At 51.3% G+C, this 19313-nt stretch carries 18 protein-coding genes; 13 read left to right on the plus strand and 5 right to left on the minus strand.

Annotated elements, in window-relative coordinates; all coding sequences use genetic code 11:
- Positions 1-36: 36 nt before the first annotated feature.
- Positions 37-684, minus strand: coding sequence for a carbonic anhydrase (locus BB497_12470; protein AVI63453.1), 648 nt, complete (start codon positions 682-684; stop codon positions 37-39).
- A 160-nt stretch (positions 685-844) separates the two neighbouring features.
- On the opposite strand from BB497_12470, the gene BB497_12475 reads away from it, so the two are divergent.
- The 4 genes from BB497_12475 (at position 845) to BB497_12490 (ending at position 4880) form a co-directional block, all read left to right on the plus strand.
- A complete protein-coding gene (locus tag BB497_12475; GenBank protein AVI63454.1) occupies positions 845-2221 on the plus strand; it encodes a glutathione-disulfide reductase in 1377 nt (458 codons plus the stop codon).
- Between the two features lie 234 nt (positions 2222-2455).
- Positions 2456-3034 carry a diaminobutyrate acetyltransferase gene (locus BB497_12480; GenBank protein ID AVI63455.1) on the plus strand — a complete coding sequence of 193 codons (579 nt, stop codon included), beginning with the start codon at positions 2456-2458 and terminating at the stop codon, positions 3032-3034.
- An 80-nt stretch (positions 3035-3114) separates the two neighbouring features.
- The gene (locus BB497_12485; GenBank protein AVI63456.1) at positions 3115-4383 is read left to right on the plus strand and encodes a diaminobutyrate--2-oxoglutarate transaminase; all 1269 of its coding nucleotides are present in this window, start codon (positions 3115-3117) and stop codon (positions 4381-4383) included.
- Positions 4384-4487: 104 nt separating this feature from the next.
- Complete coding sequence (locus tag BB497_12490) at positions 4488-4880, plus strand: L-ectoine synthase (GenBank protein AVI63457.1); 393 nt, start codon at positions 4488-4490, stop codon at positions 4878-4880.
- Positions 4881-4966: 86 nt separating this feature from the next.
- Here BB497_12490 and BB497_12495 read toward each other — a convergent pair whose 3' ends face one another.
- Positions 4967-5548, minus strand: coding sequence for a hypothetical protein (locus BB497_12495; protein AVI63458.1), 582 nt, complete (start codon positions 5546-5548; stop codon positions 4967-4969).
- A 223-nt stretch (positions 5549-5771) separates the two neighbouring features.
- Here BB497_12495 and BB497_12500 point away from each other — a divergent pair, with 223 nt between their 5' ends.
- From BB497_12500 to BB497_12525, 6 genes are read left to right on the plus strand one after another with little or no spacing between them, the layout of a single operon-like run.
- Positions 5772-6608, plus strand: coding sequence for an ATP-dependent zinc protease (locus tag BB497_12500; GenBank protein AVI63459.1), 837 nt, complete (start codon positions 5772-5774; stop codon positions 6606-6608).
- Positions 6609-6646: 38 nt separating this feature from the next.
- Entirely contained in the window at positions 6647-8170 is a 1524-nt protein-coding gene (locus BB497_12505) for a gonadoliberin III (protein ID AVI63460.1), read from the plus strand.
- Positions 8167-9165, plus strand: coding sequence for an alpha-L-glutamate ligase-like protein (locus BB497_12510; protein ID AVI63461.1), 999 nt, complete (start codon positions 8167-8169; stop codon positions 9163-9165). Before BB497_12505 ends, BB497_12510 begins: the two co-directional genes overlap by 4 nt.
- 30 nt (positions 9166-9195) lie before the next feature.
- Entirely contained in the window at positions 9196-9642 is a 447-nt protein-coding gene (locus tag BB497_12515; GenBank protein ID AVI63462.1) for a transcriptional repressor, read from the plus strand.
- 2 nt (positions 9643-9644) lie between these two features.
- Positions 9645-10112 (plus strand): phosphoribosyl-AMP cyclohydrolase, encoded by a 468-nt coding sequence (locus BB497_12520; GenBank protein AVI63463.1) that lies wholly within the window; start codon positions 9645-9647, stop codon positions 10110-10112.
- Complete coding sequence (locus BB497_12525) at positions 10112-10444, plus strand: membrane protein insertion efficiency factor YidD (GenBank protein ID AVI63464.1); 333 nt, start codon at positions 10112-10114, stop codon at positions 10442-10444. The genes BB497_12520 and BB497_12525 overlap by 1 nt, the downstream gene beginning before the upstream one ends.
- Positions 10445-10489: 45 nt before the next feature.
- On the opposite strand, the gene BB497_12530 is transcribed toward BB497_12525, so the two are convergent.
- A complete protein-coding gene (locus BB497_12530; protein ID AVI63465.1) occupies positions 10490-10906 on the minus strand; it encodes a Fe-S cluster assembly protein SufE in 417 nt (138 codons plus the stop codon).
- 53 nt (positions 10907-10959) lie between these two features.
- The gene (locus BB497_12535; protein ID AVI63466.1) at positions 10960-12114 is read right to left on the minus strand and encodes an integrase; all 1155 of its coding nucleotides are present in this window, start codon (positions 12112-12114) and stop codon (positions 10960-10962) included.
- A 211-nt stretch (positions 12115-12325) separates the two neighbouring features.
- Here BB497_12535 and BB497_12540 point away from each other — a divergent pair, with 211 nt between their 5' ends.
- Positions 12326-13360 (plus strand): hypothetical protein, encoded by a 1035-nt coding sequence (locus tag BB497_12540; protein ID AVI63467.1) that lies wholly within the window; start codon positions 12326-12328, stop codon positions 13358-13360.
- 53 nt (positions 13361-13413) lie between these two features.
- Here the strand turns inward: BB497_12540 and BB497_12545 are convergent, their stop codons facing one another.
- Positions 13414-14019 carry a Fe/S biogenesis protein NfuA gene (locus BB497_12545; GenBank protein AVI63468.1) on the minus strand — a complete coding sequence of 202 codons (606 nt, stop codon included), beginning with the start codon at positions 14017-14019 and terminating at the stop codon, positions 13414-13416.
- Between the two features lie 270 nt (positions 14020-14289).
- Here BB497_12545 and BB497_12550 point away from each other — a divergent pair, with 270 nt between their 5' ends.
- The gene (locus BB497_12550) at positions 14290-17985 is read left to right on the plus strand and encodes a methionine synthase (GenBank protein AVI63469.1); all 3696 of its coding nucleotides are present in this window, start codon (positions 14290-14292) and stop codon (positions 17983-17985) included.
- Positions 17985-19304 (plus strand): MATE family efflux transporter, encoded by a 1320-nt coding sequence (locus BB497_12555; protein ID AVI63470.1) that lies wholly within the window; start codon positions 17985-17987, stop codon positions 19302-19304. Before BB497_12550 ends, BB497_12555 begins: the two co-directional genes overlap by 1 nt.
- Positions 19305-19313: the final 9 nt, after the last annotated feature.

Consider the following 19313-nt stretch of genomic DNA (forward strand, 5'->3'; position numbering starts at 1 on the left):
AGGCTGGGTAAGCACGATTTAGAGGACCGTTAGAGGTCAGTCGCCAGATTGAAGGCGGTCAATACGATACAGCGTTTCTACCTGGTCAAGGCCGCTAATGGTGCATTTTAAATCTTTAACCCGACCATCACTCAACCCGTAGACCCAGCCATGCACTGAGATACGTTGTCCGCGCTGCCATGCAAGTTGGAGTATCTTAGTGCGGCATAGGCTATTAACCTGAGCCTTAACGTTCAATTCACACATGCGGTCGATCTGTTCCGCCATAGGCAGGTGTTTGAGCGCGTCACGGTGGTGGTTATACTGCTCTCTTACAGAGTGAAGCCAGTAATCAACCACACCGCATTCGCCACCTGTCACGGCCGCCTTAATACCACCACAACCATAGTGGCCCACAATCATAATATGGCTGACCTTCAGTACATCAACCGCATACTGCACCACGGAAAGCGCGTTCATATCGGTATGGTGGAGCAGGTTAGCTACATTCCGGTGGACAAACACTTCACCCGGTGGCAGTGAAATAATCTGGTTAGCGGGAACGCGGCTATCAGAACACCCTATCCATAAATAGTCAGGGTTCTGTTGATTGGAGAGGCGCTTGAAATACTCGGGATCCTCTTCGCACATGCGTTCCGCCCAGGCGCGATTGTTTTCGAGAAGTGTCGCAATAGGGTCAGACATTAAATCTCCATAGAATGACATCATCAGGTGGTAGGGCGCTGGACGTGTAATGACAGCGTTGTTTTACAAGAGTAGGAGGTTTTAACCTCCTGAGAATACAAGGTCAATCGCCAGTTTGCCTTTAGCGCGATTAACTAAGCGCCGTAGATAGGAGTCAACTATGTCAGCTGAGTATGAATATGATCTGTTTGTGATTGGAGCGGGGTCTGGTGGCGTCCGAGCTGCCCGTATGGCAGCTTCAACGGGCGCACGCGTCGGCATAGCAGAAGACCGCTATTTGGGCGGCACCTGTGTCAATGTGGGGTGTGTGCCTAAAAAGCTCTACGCCTATGCGTCACATTTTCAAGATAACTTTAGTGATGCTGAGGGCTTTGGGTGGCAAATGGCGGGGCCAGCCACTTTCAATTGGGCCACGTTGCGTGATAACAAAACCAGTGAAATAAGCCGCCTAAACGGCATTTATCAGCGGATGCTTGAAGGCGCTGGGGTAACCTTGTTCAACGCTCGCGCGAGGCTGGTCGATCCACACACCGTTTCGTTAGTTTCCCAAGGAAGCGAGACCCAGGTCACTGCCAAGCAGATTTTATTAGCGACTGGCGGCTGGCCATGGGTGCCTGATTTCCCGGGGTGTGAACACGCCATTAATTCTAATCAAGTGTTTGATTTGCAAAACTTTCCGAATCGCTTTTTAGTGCTGGGCGGCGGCTATATTGCAGTCGAGTTTGCCAGTATTTTTAATGGGTTAGGCAGTGAAACTCACTTAATTTATCGCGGTGAGCTTTTCTTAAAAGGATTCGACCAGGAAGTCCGTGAATTTACCTGCGAAGAGATGGCCAAAAAAGGGGTCAACCTACATTTTAATACCAACATTGAGAGAATTGAGCCCAATGGCACAGCGCTAAATGTGCACCTCACTACAGGAGAGGTGCTGGAAGTAGACGCTGTACTCGCAGCCACAGGGCGTAGGGCTAATACTGAAGGCTTAGGGCTAGAGACTGTGGGGATAACGCTAGATGCTAGTGGAAAAATACCCATCAATGAACGTTATGAAACCCAAGTCCGCTCTGTATTAGCACTGGGCGATTTAACCAATGGGCCTGAATTAACCCCTGTCGCCCTAGCCGAAGCCATGCAACTGGTGGATACGCACTTTAATAAGACCGAGCCCAAACCACTAGATTACGCCACTATTCCTACGGCGGTATTTTGCCATCCGAACATTGGTACCGTGGGGCTTTCAGAGGAAGCTGCGCGGGAAAAACATACCAAAATCCGCGTTTATCGCACTGACTTTAGGTCGATGAAGCACACGCTCTCTGGTAATACGGAGCGTGTGTTGATGAAGCTGATTGTCGATGATGAAACAGATGTCGTCGTAGGTGCACACATGGTGGGGGAAGACGCCGGGGAGCTAATTCAGGGTATAGCAATAGCGGTAAGAGCAGGGCTAACCAAGCGCGATTTTGATTGCACAGTGGGTATTCACCCAACAGGGGCTGAAGAATTTGTCACCATGAGAGAGCCTTCGCGCTATTAAGGTGATTTTTTCTAACCTATTTGGCGAGCTTAGGCTCGCCTTTTTCATCTGGCGCTGCCGAAACGTTGCTCTAAACTTCAACTAGGCATTGCATCAAAAGGCTCAGCTAAAGCGGTTTATGCATTGTCTATAACTAAAAATTATGGAAAATAGACCCGAGGATAATATGGCTTTTGAATTGCTCATAATCAGCTGTTATAATGAACGTCAAATTCGCTACAGCGAAGCATAACCATGAGTACGCCTATAAAGCCTTTTACACCCTCTGCCGACTTAGCACGGCCTACTGTTGCTGATGCGGTAGTCGGTCATGCAGAGACGCCACTGTTTATCCGTAAGCCCAACGCGGATGATGGATGGGGCGTCTTCGAGCTGATTAAAGCTTGCCCACCGCTGGATGTGAACTCAGCCTACGCCTACTTATTATTGGCAACCCAATTTCGTGATACTTGCGCAGTCGCCACTAATGAAGAGGGCGAGATTGTTGGCTTTGTTTCGGGCTATGTAAAAGACAATGCGCCGGATACCTATTTCCTATGGCAGGTAGCTGTAGGTGAAAAGGCACGGGGTACTGGGTTAGCACGCCGCTTGGTGGAAGCCATTATGTCCCGCCCTGAATTGGCAAATGTCCACCATCTGGAAACAACGATTACTCCCGACAACCAAGCCTCTTGGGGCTTGTTTCGTCGTCTTGCCGCACGCTGGCATGCCCCCCTCAATAGTCGTGAATACTTCTCTACCGAGCAACTGGGTGGGGAGCACGACCCGGAAAACCTAGTTCGTATAGGCCCGTTCCAAACCGAAGCGCTCTAACACATTGTTTTTCCTACCATATTGATCTGACTTGTTATAAGTTGGCTCGGCTCAACTATTCAAAAAAAGGAGGTCGCTAAATGCAGACCCAAACGCTTGAACGTTTAGAATCCAATGTACGTACTTATTCGCGCTCGTTTCCCGTGGTGTTTACCAAAGCACAAAATGCGCGTTTAACTGATGAGAATGGTCGCGAGTATATCGATTTTTTAGCGGGCGCCGGCACGCTGAACTACGGTCACAACAACCCCCATTTGAAACAGGCAATGATCGATTACCTCGCAACCGACGGGGTAGTGCACGGCCTGGATATGTGGACAGCTGCGAAGCGTGACTACTTAGAAACCCTTGAAGAGCTAATCCTTAAGCCTCGCGGGCTGGAATATAAAGTCCACTTGCCTGGTCCAACGGGTACTAACGCAGTAGAAGCGGCCATCCGTCTGGCCCGTGTTGCTAAAGGTCGCCATAACATTGTGACCTTTACCAACGGCTTCCACGGCGTCACCATGGGCGCACTGGCCACTACCGGGAATCGTAAATTCCGTGAAGCGACGGGGGGCATACCCACCCAAGGCGCAAGCTTCTTGCCATTCGATGGTTACATGGGCGAGCATGCGGATACTCTTGATTATTTTGAGAAACTACTCAACGATAAATCAGGCGGCTTAGATATCCCCGCAGGCGTCATCGTTGAAACCGTGCAAGGCGAGGGCGGTATCAACGTTGCGAGCCTAGAGTGGCTGAAACGCCTAGAAAGCATTTGCCATGCTCATGACATTTTGCTGATTGTGGACGATATTCAGGCGGGATGTGGACGTACAGGCAAATTCTTTAGCTTTGAGCACGCAGGCATTACGCCCGATATAGTCACTAATTCAAAGTCACTCTCCGGCTTTGGCATGCCGTTTGCTCATGTACTGATGCGCCCAGAATTGGATAAATGGAAGCCAGGCCAATATAACGGCACTTTCCGCGGTTTTAATCTTGCGATGGTGACAGCCACCGCAGCGATGAAAAAATATTGGTCAAATGATATGTTTGAGCGTGACGTTCAGCGCAAAGCGCGTATTGTTGAAGAGCGTTTTCAAAAACTGGCAGCGCTACTCAGTGAAAACGGCATGCCTGCTACCGAACGTGGCCGTGGCCTTATGCGCGGTATCGACGTTGTATCTGGCGACATTGCCGATAAGATTACCAGCAAAGCGTTTGAGCATGGCCTGATTATTGAGACGAGTGGCCAAGATGGTGAAGTAGTGAAATGCCTCTGCCCACTGACGATCACCGATAACGACCTGCTTGAAGCGCTGGATATCCTAGAAGCATCGGTGAAGGCTGTTATCAGCAAGTGAGTTAGCGTTTCGTGACTATGCTACGCACGAGTTTCTCGGCGTATGATACCGATTAAAGAGTAGGCGGCTGGCCAGCGCTAGACGCCTAGTAAAGGAGCATATCTATGATCGTTCGCAACATTGAAGAAGCACGCCAAACTGACCGCTTAGTGACCGCTGAAAACGGCAACTGGGACAGCACACGCTTGGTCTTGGCTAACGACGGTGGCAACTTCTCGTTTCACATTACCCGTATCTTCGAAGGCACTGAGACACACATTCACTACAAGCATCACTACGAGTCTGTGTACTGCATTGAAGGCGAAGGTGAGGTGGAGACCCTGGCCGATGGCAAAATTTGGCCTATTAAGCCAGGCGACATCTACATTCTGGACCAGCACGATGAACACTTGTTGCGTGCCCACAAAACCATGCATTTAGCCTGCGTATTTACGCCGCCTATCACTGGTAATGAAGTGCACCGGGACGATGGTTCTTACGCGCCTGCAGATGAGTAGTTAGCAGGCGCTTAGCGTACAATTACGAAAAAAGCAGCCTAGCTATTGAGCGGGCTGCTTTTTGTTGCTGGACGAGAGGTGTAGCGCTAACCATTAGACTCTTGGGTGGCCAAGTGCTCATTGGCATTGGGTTCAATATCGACCTTTTCAAAAACCAGGGTGATTTCTCCCAAGGTGAGGCCAAATTTGCGCATTGCGGTACGATTAATCACTCGGTTATCTGGCTGTAAATACATCCAATCATCCATCGTAAAGCGTATGCTGCGGCCGCCAACGTCGATAACCAAGGGGTAGCGCATATTAAAGGCATGACCATACTGACGAGCTTCTACCTCGCCATCGACATCGTTGGCAGTCCCTAGCCAGTGGTGTGGGCCAGTGCGCTCAAATACCCAAATGCGCCGATCGGTTTCACCATCGTCAAATAAAAAAGTCTCATCAAGGGTTAGGGTGTCATCTTCAAACGTCCCAGTGATATCGACAGTAAAACGACGCTGAACTTCACCTGAGTAGTCCTGTACCATACCCCAAGCGCGGGTGGTGCCCGTAAAGTATTCGGCGATATCGAAATGCGGTGTGGTACCCGCGTAGTCCTCAACATCCACGCTTGCACAGCCTGCAAGGAGAAAAAGAGAAGCCAAGAGAGGCAGCCATGCTCTACGTTTCATAAGTCTTTCCTGTATATAGTGGATGGCATGTACAATCATTGTAAGAGAATTTTTTCTACAAAAGTAGCCGTGTGTGGTAATAATCGATAACCACTCGAGTTCGCATAATATATATTATGTTAAATCGCATGAACATTAGATGTGAAAACCACTGCTATGTTGGACAACTGGTCTCCCTTCTCCTTATCATTCGTGCTCTTATTATCCAAGGATATCACTCGTTATGCGCCCAGGTGTTTTGTGGTTGTTGGCTGGTTTGTCGCTTACGTTTGCAGGCTGTGCCACCATCCAGCCTGATACTAATGAACCACCACCGCTGAGCGAAGCCTCATTCAATACCCGCATGCTTGAGCTAGAAAATGCTCTTTCACAGCAGTGTGATGCAACATCCTCGCTGCAAGAGCGTCAGCTTAATCAGCAGCAGGTGCTTACAGCCGATGTACGAGAGGTAGGAAGCCTGCTCCGCTTTTTGCGAGACGATATCGCGAACTTAGAGGCTCGAGGTGAAGAGCCCATCATTATCCGTGAAGAGTGCGAAGCTGCGGCTATTGAGGATACCAAGACCATGCTGGGCCGTAATGAGTGGGTAGGGTTACCCAGTATTGGCACTTATTTGAAAGCTAGGGTCGATTCCGGCGCTCATACGTCGTCGCTTTCCGCCTCTAATATCACTCGCTTTGAGCGAGACGGTGAAAACTGGGTGCGCTTTAAGCTTGCGCTAAACGAAGAAGATGTCGTTGTCGAACGTATTCGTGATGAGTGGATTGAAGCGCCTATCATACGTAGGGTGCGTATTGTTCAGGCTTCCGGCGAAGAGTCTCGTCCCGTTATTTCATTGTTAATGACGCTTGGCCCTCTCCGTGAAAACGTTGAATTTACTCTCAATGACCGCACGCATTTAGACTACCCAGTGCTACTGGGGCGTCGTTTTATGATGGATATTGCCACCATTGATGTTGCTCAAACCTATATTCACGAGCGACCTGAGTTTCCTGGCGGTGAGCCAGCCGAGCAAGCTGCTGATGATGAAGCGGCTGATCAAGACGATACCGAAGAGTAACCGCTCTCCCTTGCCGCTTTTCGCTGAAAGGAATCTCCATGTCACGGCTGCCATTTTATTTGATCGTAGGTTTTTTGCTAGTTGCGGGTATTGCTACCAGTATTCATCGGCACATCCAGTTTGAGATCCCCTGGTTTCCTGGTGAACAGCGCCAAGTATGGGAAATTGAAGCGGTTATTAATTTCAATGCGCAAAATGGGCCGGTTCAAGTCGACTTGGCTCTACCTACCCATCAGGCAGGTTTCCGCGTACTTACCGAAAACACCGCCTCCTCTGGTTATGGTTTAGCTTACCTGGCTGACGAGCTTGGCCGTCAGGCGCAATGGACGATTCGCGAGGCCGCCGGTAGCCAGCAGCTGTACTATTCGGTACAAATGCTGGTATCTCCCGATGCTCGCTCTCCCGTACAAACGCCTCCTGGCCTCTCTTCTCCGCCTCCGTGGGAGAGCCCATACGACACGGCGGCTAACCAGCTCATCGAGCGCGCTTGGGGACGCAGTGCCAACAACGCGACCTTTGCTAGGGAGCTGATACTCGACATTAATGGTACCCGGCAAGGCGAAAACGCTCGTTTGCTGCTTACCCAAGAACAGCCTTCTACCTTAGTGGTTCGCTTACTCAATCAAGCGGGTGTTCAAGCACGTGAAGTGAGTGGCTTACTACTTGAAGATGGGCGCAGACGTCAGCTATTAAGCAGCTGGATCCAAGTATTTGATGCATCCACCGAGCGCTGGGCGATATTTAACCCAACCACCGGTGAGCAAGGCAGGCCCGAAAACCTACTGCTATGGGAAACAGGCGGGCGTGCGGTGTTAGAAGTTCAAGGTGGCACCAACTCTCGGGTTAGTTTTTCGATGCTAACCCACCATCAGCCGGCATCGGCTGCGGTGCGCAACCACTATTCTGACGACACCCTACTGAACTTCTCTATTCACAGCTTGCCGCTGGAAGAGCAAGCGCTGTTCCAGACGATTATGCTCATACCGATAGGCGCACTGATGGTGGTCTTTCTGCGGGTACTGGTGGGTGTTAAAACATCGGGCACTTTTATGCCGGTACTTATTGCATTGGCCTTTATTCAAACCACTCTGCTGACCGGCTTAATCGGCTTTCTGTTAATCGTGGCTGTTGGCTTGATCATCCGCAACTACCTCTCTTACCTCAATTTGCTCCTTGTGGCGCGTGTGTCGGCGGTGATCATCACGGTCATCGCCATCATTTCTATCTTTACCGTATTGGCTTATCGCATGGGGTTAAGCGCTGGATTAACGGTTACTTTCTTCCCTATGATTATTTTGGCGTGGACCATCGAACGAATGTCCATTCTGTGGGAAGAAGAAGGCCCTAAACAGGTGTTGATCCAAGGTGGCGGCAGCCTGCTTACTGCTGTATTGGCTTACCTTGCCATGAATAACCCCTGGGTGCGTCACATCACGTTTAATTTCCTAGGCGTCCAGCTAATACTCATGGCTTTGATTCTACTGTTGGGTAATTACACTGGCTACCGGTTGTTTGAGCTACGGCGTTTCAAGCCAATTACAGATGACGAGAAACCCTCATGAGTTGGCTTAAAAACTGGACATGGCCAACTCGGTTGCGAGACAAAGGGATTATCGGCATGAATCGGCGTAACATTCGTTACATCGGTCGCTACAACTCCCGTCGTCTGTACCCGCTGGTGGACGATAAACTTAAAACTAAGCTGCTTGCTCGCCAGTACGGTATTACCACGCCAGAACTCATTGGCACAGTTACCACCCAGTTCGGCGTCAAGCACATTGGCGAAATGCTAACAGGACATAGTGGCTTTGTAATCAAACCTGCCAAAGGGAGTGGCGGGAAAGGCATTCTGGTAATCGAGAAAGTCGAAGACGGGGCTTTTATCAAACCCAGTGGGGTGGGTCAGTCGATTGAGGATATTGAACGCCACGTTTCCAATATTCTTTCCGGGCTTTACTCTTTGGGTGGATCGCCTGATGTGGCGGTCATTGAAACGCTAATCAACTTTGATGAAAGTCTGTTGGCTTACACCTATGAGGGTGTGCCTGATATTCGAGTCATCATTTTTAAAGGCTATCCGGTCATGGCGATGATGCGGCTCTCGACTGCGGCATCCGACGGTAAAGCTAATTTGCACCAAGGGGCGGTAGGCGTAGGGTTAAACATCGCCACCGGCTCAGCTATTCGGGGCGTTCAGTTTGACCGTCCTTGTTTCAGCCACCCTGATACAGGTCACGATTTGGCAAGTCTGGTGGTGCCGCAGTGGGATACGCTGCTCCATTTGGCGGCGGGTTGTTATGAAATGACCGGGCTTGGCTATCTAGGAACCGACATGGTGCTTGATCGCGCACATGGCCCCATGCTGCTGGAGCTCAATGCCCGCCCAGGCTTAGCCATCCAAATGACGAATGGTGAAGGATTACGCCGACGCCTTGACCTAATTGAGCGTCAGCCAGATGGGGTCTCAGTTGAAGAGCGAGTAGCGTTTGCTCAACATCACTTTGCCCGACAAAGCGAGCTGATTGAAAGCCCTGACAGCACTCCGGCTAGCGCGTAGACTACGCTAACGATGTTCAATGAGTTACCTATGACTGAAGCCAATTCGTTACTGTTGCAAGCAGAAACTCAGTGCCACACCCGAGGCGTACGATTTACGCCGATTCGCCGCCGTGTGCTTGAGCTAATTGCTGAGAATGGAGGCGGTTTAAAAGCCTATGACCTGCTGGACAAGCTCTCCACTGAACATGCTGCCGCACGGCCGCCCACGGTTTATCGTGCCCTTGAATTTTTGATCGACCAGGGGTTGGTCCACCGCATTGAGTCGCAAAATGCCTACGTTGCTTGCGCCTGCCCTGAGCATGCTCACGGTTTCCAGCTGCTTATTTGTCGACAGTGTGGCTACGTGGAAGAACTTCACTTAGATGCTATCAGCGATGAGCTGGCGACCTTGGCAAAACGCCAAGGCTTTAACGTTGAGCGCCAAACCATTGAGCTTCAAGGCCTTTGCCAACATTGCCGACAAGCGAGTGCCTAATTATGTCCCGTTTTAATCACTTAGAACCCAGCAGCCTGTTTAAAGCGCTGGAAGCTGCCACTCCCACAGATACGTTACCAGCTACGCAGACGTTGCTGGACGCGGCGCGCTTTAATAAAGATGGACTACTGCCCGCCATTGCCCAGCAACACGATACCGGCGAAGTACTGATGATGGCGTGGATGAACCGAGAAGCCCTGGAAGAGACATTGACGACCCAGCAAGTGTGTTACTACTCTCGCTCTCGTCAAAAACTGTGGCGTAAAGGAGAATCCTCTGGGCAGCAGCAGCGGCTGAAAAGTGCCGCGCTAGATTGCGATGGGGACACTCTACTTCTCCAGGTTGAACAAACAGGTCCCGCTTGCCACACCGGCCGCCGTAGCTGTTTTTACATAAGCATGGACAGGGAGCAGGCAACCATTAATAGCGAGCCATTGATCGACCCTGCCACTCTTTACGGCAAAAAGTGATGCGACGGTTCTTTACTGCGCTGAGCCAAGGCTTGGTGAAGTTAATGGGAGGGGCCATGGTAGGCTTAGTAAAAGTCTACCAATACACCATTAGCCCCCTACTTGGCCCGCGCTGCCGTTTTTGGCCAAGCTGTTCTTCTTACACCATTGAAGCCATTCAAGTGCATGGCCCCTTTAAGGGAGGCTGGATGGCGGCTAAACGTATCGTGAAGTGCCACCCGGGCAACCCTGGCGGCATGGACCCTGTGCCTGGCGGAAGAAGCGAACAGCTTTGCCAAGAAGATGACAGTTCAACACCCCCTACCCACCCCAAATGCAACCACCGGCACTAAAAGCAATAGCCAACAATATTAGTCAACAGCACTTAACGTGCCCTATCAGCCTTGTTTCGCTACCTGGTAAATGCGCTCCAGCATGGCGTGCAGACCGTTACTGCGCGTAGGGGATAAGTGTTTATCCAGGCCAAGGTCTTTCATAAAATGGGGTTCAGTATGGTTAATTTCCTCTGCGCTTCGTTCGCTATAAATCCTCAGCAGCACCGCAATTAAGCCCGATACAATCGCAGCATCAGACGTGGCTTTAAAGATTAGTTTGCCGCCCTCCTCCTCGTGGCGCATCCAAACATTGGATTGGCACCCCTGAATCTTAAACTCGTCTGTTTTGCACGCTTCTGGAAAATCAGGAAGTTGTTTTCCCATATCGATAATGTATTGATAGCGATCCATCCAGTTATCAAACATTTCAAACTCTTCGACCAGCTCTTGCTGGGCTAACTCGGCGCCGGAAGTACTCATGGCGTTTCCCTTTGGGTTAAGTGTCACAGAATGCGATCTATTATACCGGGTCATTACGCTCTTTTGGGATCGTTTCCCCCTAAACGGTGCCGCTGCTGTTCTTGATGCCACTCTGCTTCTTCGCTGTGGAGGTAACGCGTGGTGGTTTCTATTCGAGCGTGACGAGCGCTTTCTGCTAAATAGCGAAGGCTAATACCGGATTGAGCTTGGTGGGTGATCGATGTATGGCGTAGCCAATGGGGAGTTGCTTGGCGAAGAGTGCTGATATAGGCAGGTTTACCACCCTGCTCTTCTAACGCATCGGCTGCATCGAAAAATGTTTTGCGTATCAGTCGGTAGAGCTGGTTATCACTAATACCACGCCGCTTATCTAGTGCACGAATTAGCGACGTTGCTTCATAGTGCTCGGGTAGACCATCCATACCTAGTGCTTCTCGCCACTCGCGCAAACAATCGAGCATGTCACTAGGCAGTGGGATACGCGCTACCTTATTGCCTTTACCTACGACTACCCACCACCAGCGCCCTTCACTCTGCTGAAAATCGCCCATTTGCGCACCCGACATTTCGCTAATACGTGGTGCCAGCAGATAAGCAAAACCAAATATAAAGCGACGGCGGGCATGCTCATATCGTGCGCGCTCACTTTGCTGCTCTTTAGGGGCATTGATCCACCCCCATAACCACTCCCATAACTCGCGCTCTAAATAGCGCTCAATTCGCTGGATTTGGTTGTTGAGTCGGCGTGACTTATCGCGCATCAATACAAACGGATTATGCGTCACCCACCCCGCCTCAACTAGCCAGCTAAACATCCCCTGCAAAATGACTAGGCTTTGACGGCGGCTCGCTGGAGAAAGCCCACCTCGAAAGGGTCGCCATTGCGGGTGATATCGTGGCTTGGCTGGCCCTACCCATTGGGCAGTAGGCTGCGGATTTTCAAGAAACCGTTCAAATTGGCGCAGCGTTTCGCGATTGATATCTTGCAGCTGTTGATGGTGACTTCCTAGCCAGAGCAGCAGGCGTTCTGCCTCACGTCGGTAACACTTCCATGTTTGAGGACTGTCTTGATACTCCGCAAGCCAGGCAGCTACCGCTTCGGCATCATTTTTCGCATCGATACGCCCTAGCTGGCTGATCAAAGGTAATCGACTGTTTTGCAAGCCTTTTTCTTCAGGCAGCAATGTGCTGGCCACACGATGGGGCATGTTTACGTCCTTATCAGCCTTTATAGCGAGCAGATGGATATTCAATGGGCTAAGTGTGGGCTTACGTGCACATAAATTCAAGATAATACGGGTAATCTTGAATTTATACTGATTATAATAAATATTATTACGTTTTATGTATTACGTAATAATTGAAGTTTTAACCAATTCCGGCGAAAATAACGTTTTACTTTTAATAGAGATAAACACCATGGCGCGCAGTGGCATTCAGTACAGTGACGTTCAGCAAGCGATTGATACGCTGCTTGCCCGTGGCGATGCGCCTAGCGTTCAACGTATTCGCGAGGTGCTGGGTACCGGCAGTTTTACGACAATTAGCGAGCATTTTCGGCGATGGCGTATTGAGCGAGAGCAAAATCGCGACGTGCCGCCTCCCAAAGGCGTGCCAGAAGTAGTAGTGAGTGTGGCAAGCGAGCTATGGCTAGAGGCGCAAAATGTCGCCAATCAAGCCCTTGCTCACTACCGAGAAGAGGCTAACCGTCAGGTAGAAACTGCTCAAAAGCAGGCAGCAGAAGCAGCACAACATGCCGCCAACGCCGAGCAGCGGGAAAACGCCCTAGCTGAACATCTTCGCCACACCGAACAGCGGCTAGAAGCCGTAAACCGTGAATTTGCTGCGAGCCAAGCAAAAGAGAACCAGTGGCAGCTGCAGGCAGAAAAAGCAGACCGACAAACGGAGGGGTATCGTCAACAGCTTGCCGAAGCAGAGCAAAACCTTGCCGTACTTAAGACGCATTTTGCCGATGAGCAACAAAAACAGCAGGCCACTTGGCAAGAACGGCTAGCACGGGAAGAACAGCGCAACGAGGCCGCGGAAGGGAAATTAATGGCGCTACTGGATACATTACGACAGGAACGCGCCCAAGAAGAAAAGGCGCTACAAAAGCGCTTACAGCACTGGGAGCAGCGGGCTAACACCCTAGACAAAGAACTGCAGATCAAAAAAGCTGAATTGCAACAGCAACAGTTAGAGAGCAGCACTCAGCAGCAGCGTATTGCTGAACTGGAGTGTGACAATGCAGCACGTGAAGAGCAGTGCGCCAAACTGCAGGGCGAAATAGATAAAGCCCTCTTGGCATTAACACGGCAGCAGCAGCAAACTGCTCAAGACGATGAGTGGCAGCAGCAGCTTTGGCAGCGGATGGAAGACCTGCAGGCACAACTAACTGCCCTACCCGAAACGCTGGCTCCTAAGGCTCAAGAGAGTCATGAGTCAAACAAGTAGGGCAATAAAAAACCCCAGCAGATATCTGCTGGGGTCTTGAGCTACGATCTCGATTAGCGATAATAGGCATTAGAGGTATCGGTGTGATCGGTCACATCACGAATACCCGCAAGCTCAGGGATGCGCTCCATTAAAGTCTTTTCAACGCCGTCTTTAAGCGTTAAATCCACCGCTGCGCAGCCCTGGCAACCCCCACCAAAAGCAAGAATGGCAACTCTGTCTTCCGTCAGCTCCACAAGTTTAATTTCACCACCGTGGGCTGCTAGTCCAGGGTTAATTTCACTGTAAAGCGTGTAGTTAATGCGATCTTCCAAGGGGCTATCGGCATTCACTTTAGGCATTTTTGCGTTGGGCGCTTTAATCGTTAACTGGCCACCCATACGGTCTGCATTGAAATCGACCACCGCTTCTTCCAGGAAGACCAAGCTATTTTTATCGAGAAAAACATTAATTTTCTCAAGCTCTATCTTCATGTCGGTGGGCTCTTCTTCACCTGGACGGCAGTACGCTAAACACGTTTCAGCATAGGGCGTGCCCGGCTGAGTAATAAAAATACGTACTGCAATTCCCTCAACGTTCTGCTTTTCAAGCAGTTCTGCGAGGTAATCTTGTGCGCTTTCGGTAATATCAATACCGGGAGCTTCGATAGTCGTGGTCATGAGGGGTGTTGTCCTCCCGTGGTAGTGGCGCGGCCACTTCACATGTCGTTTGTACCTATGGTAAGCAAAACTGGCCTCTGACACAATCTTGAGTGTTTTAGTCGGCTATTACCACGTCTATGAACGCGCCTAATAAAGATGCTGCAATAACTTCACGCCCGCACTTGCTGCCCTATGGTTTGCCCTTTGCTATGATAAGCGCCGCTCACACTATGACGACGACTATAAAAATATCCTTTTCGACTGAGACGCTGGAGTTTCCCCCCTGCCATGGCTGCTAGTGATTTGACTGCCTCCCTCACCCAACGCCTTACCCAACGCATCCTGATTCTTGATGGCGGTATGGGCACCATGCTGCAGAATGCTGAACTCAGCGAGGAGGATTTTCGCGGTGACCGGTTCAGTGACTGGCCGTCTGACCTAAAAGGTAACAATGATTTATTAGCGCTTACCTGTCCCGATGTCGTTGCGCGTATTCATCGCGACTATTTGGAAGCGGGCGCTGATATTCTTGAAACTAATACGTTTAACAGCACCCGTTTGTCTCAGGCCGATTATGGCATGGAAGAGCTGGTACCAGAACTCAACCGTGAGTCGGCACGTTTGGCTCGGGAAGTATGCGATGCAGTAGCCGCCGAAACTGACATCCCGCGCTACGTCGCGGGCGTGCTTGGCCCAACATCGCGCACTGCCTCCCTCTCGCCGGATGTTAACGACCCCGCTAAACGTAATGTCACTTTTGATGAGCTGCGTGAAAACTATTACGAAGCGGCCAGCTGTTTAATTGAGGGTGGCGCCGATCTCATCATGATCGAAACCATCTTCGATACGCTCAACGCCAAAGCGGCCATCTATGCGCTTGAGGAACTCTTCGATGATTTAGGCCGTCGCCTGCCGGTGATGATTTCTGGCACGATTACCGACGCTTCTGGCCGCACGCTTTCTGGCCAAACGACCGAAGCGTTCTGGAATTCTGTTCGCCATGCCCAGCCGCTTTCCGTAGGGTTGAACTGCGCCCTGGGCGCCGAAGAGCTGCGTCCTTACATTGAAGAGCTTTCTACTAAAGCCAATACCTTTGTTTCTGCCCACCCCAACGCTGGCCTGCCTAATGAGTTTGGTGAATATGACCAAACGCCGGAAGAGATGGCCGCGATAGTCAGCGAGTTCGCTGCAAGCGGGCTGGTTAACATCATCGGTGGTTGCTGTGGGTCAACGCCTGAACATATCCGTGCTATTGCTGACGCCGTGCGCCCCATGACGCCCCGCCAAGTGCCCAAGCGTGACCACGCTTGCCGCCTATCGGGGCTAGAGCCTTTTAACATCCAAGCGGATTCGCTGTTTGTAAACGTGGGTGAGCGGACCAACGTCACTGGCTCCGCACGCTTTAAACGCTTGATCGTTGAAGAGGATTTCACTACCGCCCTAGAGGTAGCGCTTGAGCAGGTGGAGAACGGCGCACAGATCATCGACATCAACATGGATGAAGGCATGCTGGAGTCCCAGGAAGCCATGGTGCGCTTTCTGAACTTAATTGCCGGTGAGCCTGATATTGCTCGTGTGCCGATTATGATCGACTCCTCTAAATGGGACATCATCGAAGCGGGCCTAAAGTGCGTTCAAGGTAAGGCGGTTGTAAACTCGATCTCGCTGAAAGAGGGCGAAGCCGCGTTCCGCGAACAAGCCACTAAATGCCGCCGCTTCGGTGCAGCGATTGTCGTCATGGCGTTTGACGAAGAGGGCCAAGCGGATACCTTTGCCCGCAAAACTGAGATCTGTGAGCGCGCCTACCGCCTGCTAGTTGATGACATTGGCTTCCCCGCAGAAGACATCATTTTCGATCCCAATATTTTCGCCATTGCCACCGGCATTGACGAGCACAATAACTACGCAGTCGATTTTATTGAGGCGACACAGTGGATACGTGACAACCTGCCCCATGCGATGATTTCCGGTGGTGTGTCTAACGTCTCGTTCTCTTTCCGGGGCAATAACCCGGTACGTGAAGCCATCCACTCGGTATTTCTATACCACGCTATTCGCGCTGGCCTTAGCATGGGGATTGTCAACGCAGGGCAGCTTGCGGTCTATGATGACTTGCCCGCTGAGCTTCGCGATGCTGTAGAAGATGTGGTACTCAACCGTCGAAGCGACGGCACCGAGCGATTACTTGAGCTTGCCGATAAGTACAAGGGCGACGGCAGCAGCGCTGCTAAAAAGGAGGACCTGGAGTGGCGCAGCGGGCCAGTCAACAAGCGCATTGAACATGCACTGGTAAAAGGTGTTACCGCGTTTATTGAAGAAGATACCGAGCAAGCCCGTGCCGAAGCGGCCCGCCCCATCGAGGTCATTGAAGGCCCGTTAATGGATGGCATGAACGTGGTGGGCGACCTCTTTGGCGCGGGCAAAATGTTCTTGCCCCAGGTGGTTAAGTCAGCGCGGGTTATGAAGCAGGCCGTTGCCTACTTGATTCCTTATATCGAAGCCGAGAAAAGTGAAGAGACCCAGGCCAAGGGTAAAATTGTTATGGCCACGGTCAAAGGCGATGTTCATGACATCGGCAAAAATATCGTTGGTGTGGTGTTGCAGTGTAATAACTATGAAGTTATCGATCTTGGTGTGATGGTACCCACTGAAAAAATCCTGCAAGCCGCTATTGATCACAATGCCGACATCATTGGCCTTTCCGGCTTAATCACGCCCTCGCTTGATGAAATGGTGCACGTTGCCAAAGAAATGCAGCGCCGCGGGATGAGCCTGCCGCTATTAATTGGCGGGGCGACCACCTCCAAAGCGCATACGGCGGTTAAAATTGAGCCACAATATGAGCATCCAGTGATCTACGTCACCGATGCCTCCCGCGCAGTGGGCGTTGCTGGCAAGCTGCTAGCACCTAATTTAAAGCCCGCCTACGTGGCAGAGATCCGTGAAGAGTATGAAAAAGTGCGCGAGCGTAACGCCAAGCGTCGCCCGAAAGCGGCGGACTTGGACTACACCCAAGCGCGTAAGCGACGCTTTCGCACCGATTGGAACACCCTCACGCCGGCTAAACCTAATACCCTTGGTTTAATCACCTTTGATGACTACGATCTAGAAGAACTGGTAGAGCGGATCGATTGGACACCGTTCTTTATGAGCTGGCAGCTCGCCGGGAAGTACCCCAAAATTCTCGAAGACGACATTGTGGGCGAAGCGGCGCGTAACCTCTTTGCCGACGCAAAGGTTATGTTGCGTAAACTCATCGACGAAAAGCGCGTTCAAGCCCGAGGGGTTATCGGCTTGTGGCCAGCAAATAGCGTAGATGATGATGTCATCGAAGTGTACGCCGATGAAAGTCGCACCGAGGTGGTGGAACACTTGCATCATATTCGTCAACAAACTACCAAAGGCCGCGACGGCATTTGTTATAGCCTTGCAGACTTTATCGCACCCAAAGAGAGCGGCAAAGCCGACTGGATTGGTGGCTTCGCCGTCACAACTGGCCACGGTGTGGATGAGCTTTCCAAAGCCTACGAAGCGGCGGGTGACGACTATAACGCCATTTTAGTCCAGGCACTGACCGACCGGCTGGCTGAAGCCTTTGCTGAACGCATGCACGAGCGGGTGCGTAAAGAGTTTTGGGGCTACGTGCCGGAAGAATCGCTAGATAACGATGCGCTGATTGCCGAGAAGTATCAGGGTATCCGCCCTGCTCCAGGCTACCCGGCCTGCCCGGATCATACCGAAAAAGCCACGCTCTTCCGCCTGCTTAATGCGCCGGAAAACACTGGGCTTACGCTCACGGAAAACTTCGCTATGTGGCCTGCCGCCGCGGTTTCCGGCTGGTATTTCGCCCATCCGCAGTCAAAGTACTTCTCTACCGGAAAAATCACCCGCGACCAAGTTGAGGCTATCGCCGAACGTAAACAGATGCCGTTAGCAGAGATGGAGCGCTGGCTATCCCCTGTACTCTCTTACGACCCTAGCTAATGTCACCTGTGGTACGCCGCCAAAGTAGGGTTATGCGCTTAGCCTTACCTATTATGCTGGGCATGCTTTCCCAAAGCATGCTCAACTTGGTTGATGCTGCGCTGGTAGGGCATTTAGGCCAAGAGGCATTAGCAGGCGTCGGGATCGGCGGCTATACCATGTTTATGATGACGGCGTTGGTCTTTGGCCTCTCTTCCAGCGTACAGTCACAAACCGCACAAGACCTAGGGGCGGGTAAAAAGGCCGTATCTCGTTCGTTAGGCGCTGGGCTTCTTCTTGGTGCTTTGGTGGGAATCCCGCTGTCTTGTATAGCTTGGTGGCAAGCACCGGCACTTATCACGCTACTGTCGCCCGCGGATGATGTATCGCGCATTGCGGTGGAGTACTTCCGCTGGCGGGTTATTGGATTGACAGCCATTGCGCTAACGCTGTGCTTTCGCGGATATTGGAACGGCCTACAACATACGCACCTTTATTTACGCATTATTGTGATCGTGCACGTGTTTAATGTACTGGTCAGTGCTGGGCTCATTTATGGTATTGCTGGCTTGCCCAAGCTGGGTGCCAATGGCGCTGGCATTGGCACCACGCTTTCGTTGCTGCTCGGCCTAGTCATATGGGCCAGTGTCACGGTCAAAAAAAACCGACCCTGGGGTTATCGACTGCCTTCTTTAGGTGCCGTTCGGTCAACGCTTTATCTCGCTTTCCCCCACTCTATGCAACAACTCTGGTTCGCAGCAGGCTACGTTGTACTGTTTTGGCTATTAGGTAGGATAGGGACAGAGAGCGTCGCGGTGGGCCATGTGTTAGTGAATTTATCACTGTTGCTGATTTTGCCGGGCGTTGGGGTGGGCATAGCGGCGATGAGCCTGGTTGGGGAAGCACTGGGTCGCGATGACCAGCAGGCTGCCCACCGCTGGGGTATCGATGCGCTCAGCGTTGCCGGTATGCTGCTGACCGTTTTGGCACTCCCCATGCTGCTGTTTCCTACGACTGTGCTAGCCATTTTCTTTACTGATCATGGGTTGATACAGCTCGGCACCCTACCGCTACAAATTACCGGCTTTATGATTGTGCTAGATGCTGCCGCGCTCGTACTGGCCCAGGCATTAATGGGCGCTGGCGCCCAGCGCACAGTAATGCTGCTGACTTTAAGCATGCAGTGGTTAGTATTTCTACCGCTGGCTTGGTGGGTAGGCATTGGAATGGAGTATGGATTGCTCGGGGTATGGCTTGTGCAGCTATTTTATCGCCTACTAAATTCAGGCAGCTTCTTATGGGTATGGCAGCGTCGACGCTGGTTAGCTCAAACATGTTGACCCAAGCAT

Origin of the sequence: Halomonas sp. GFAJ-1 (assembly GCA_002966495.1) — a bacterium.
Taxonomy (GTDB): domain Bacteria; phylum Pseudomonadota; class Gammaproteobacteria; order Pseudomonadales; family Halomonadaceae; genus Vreelandella.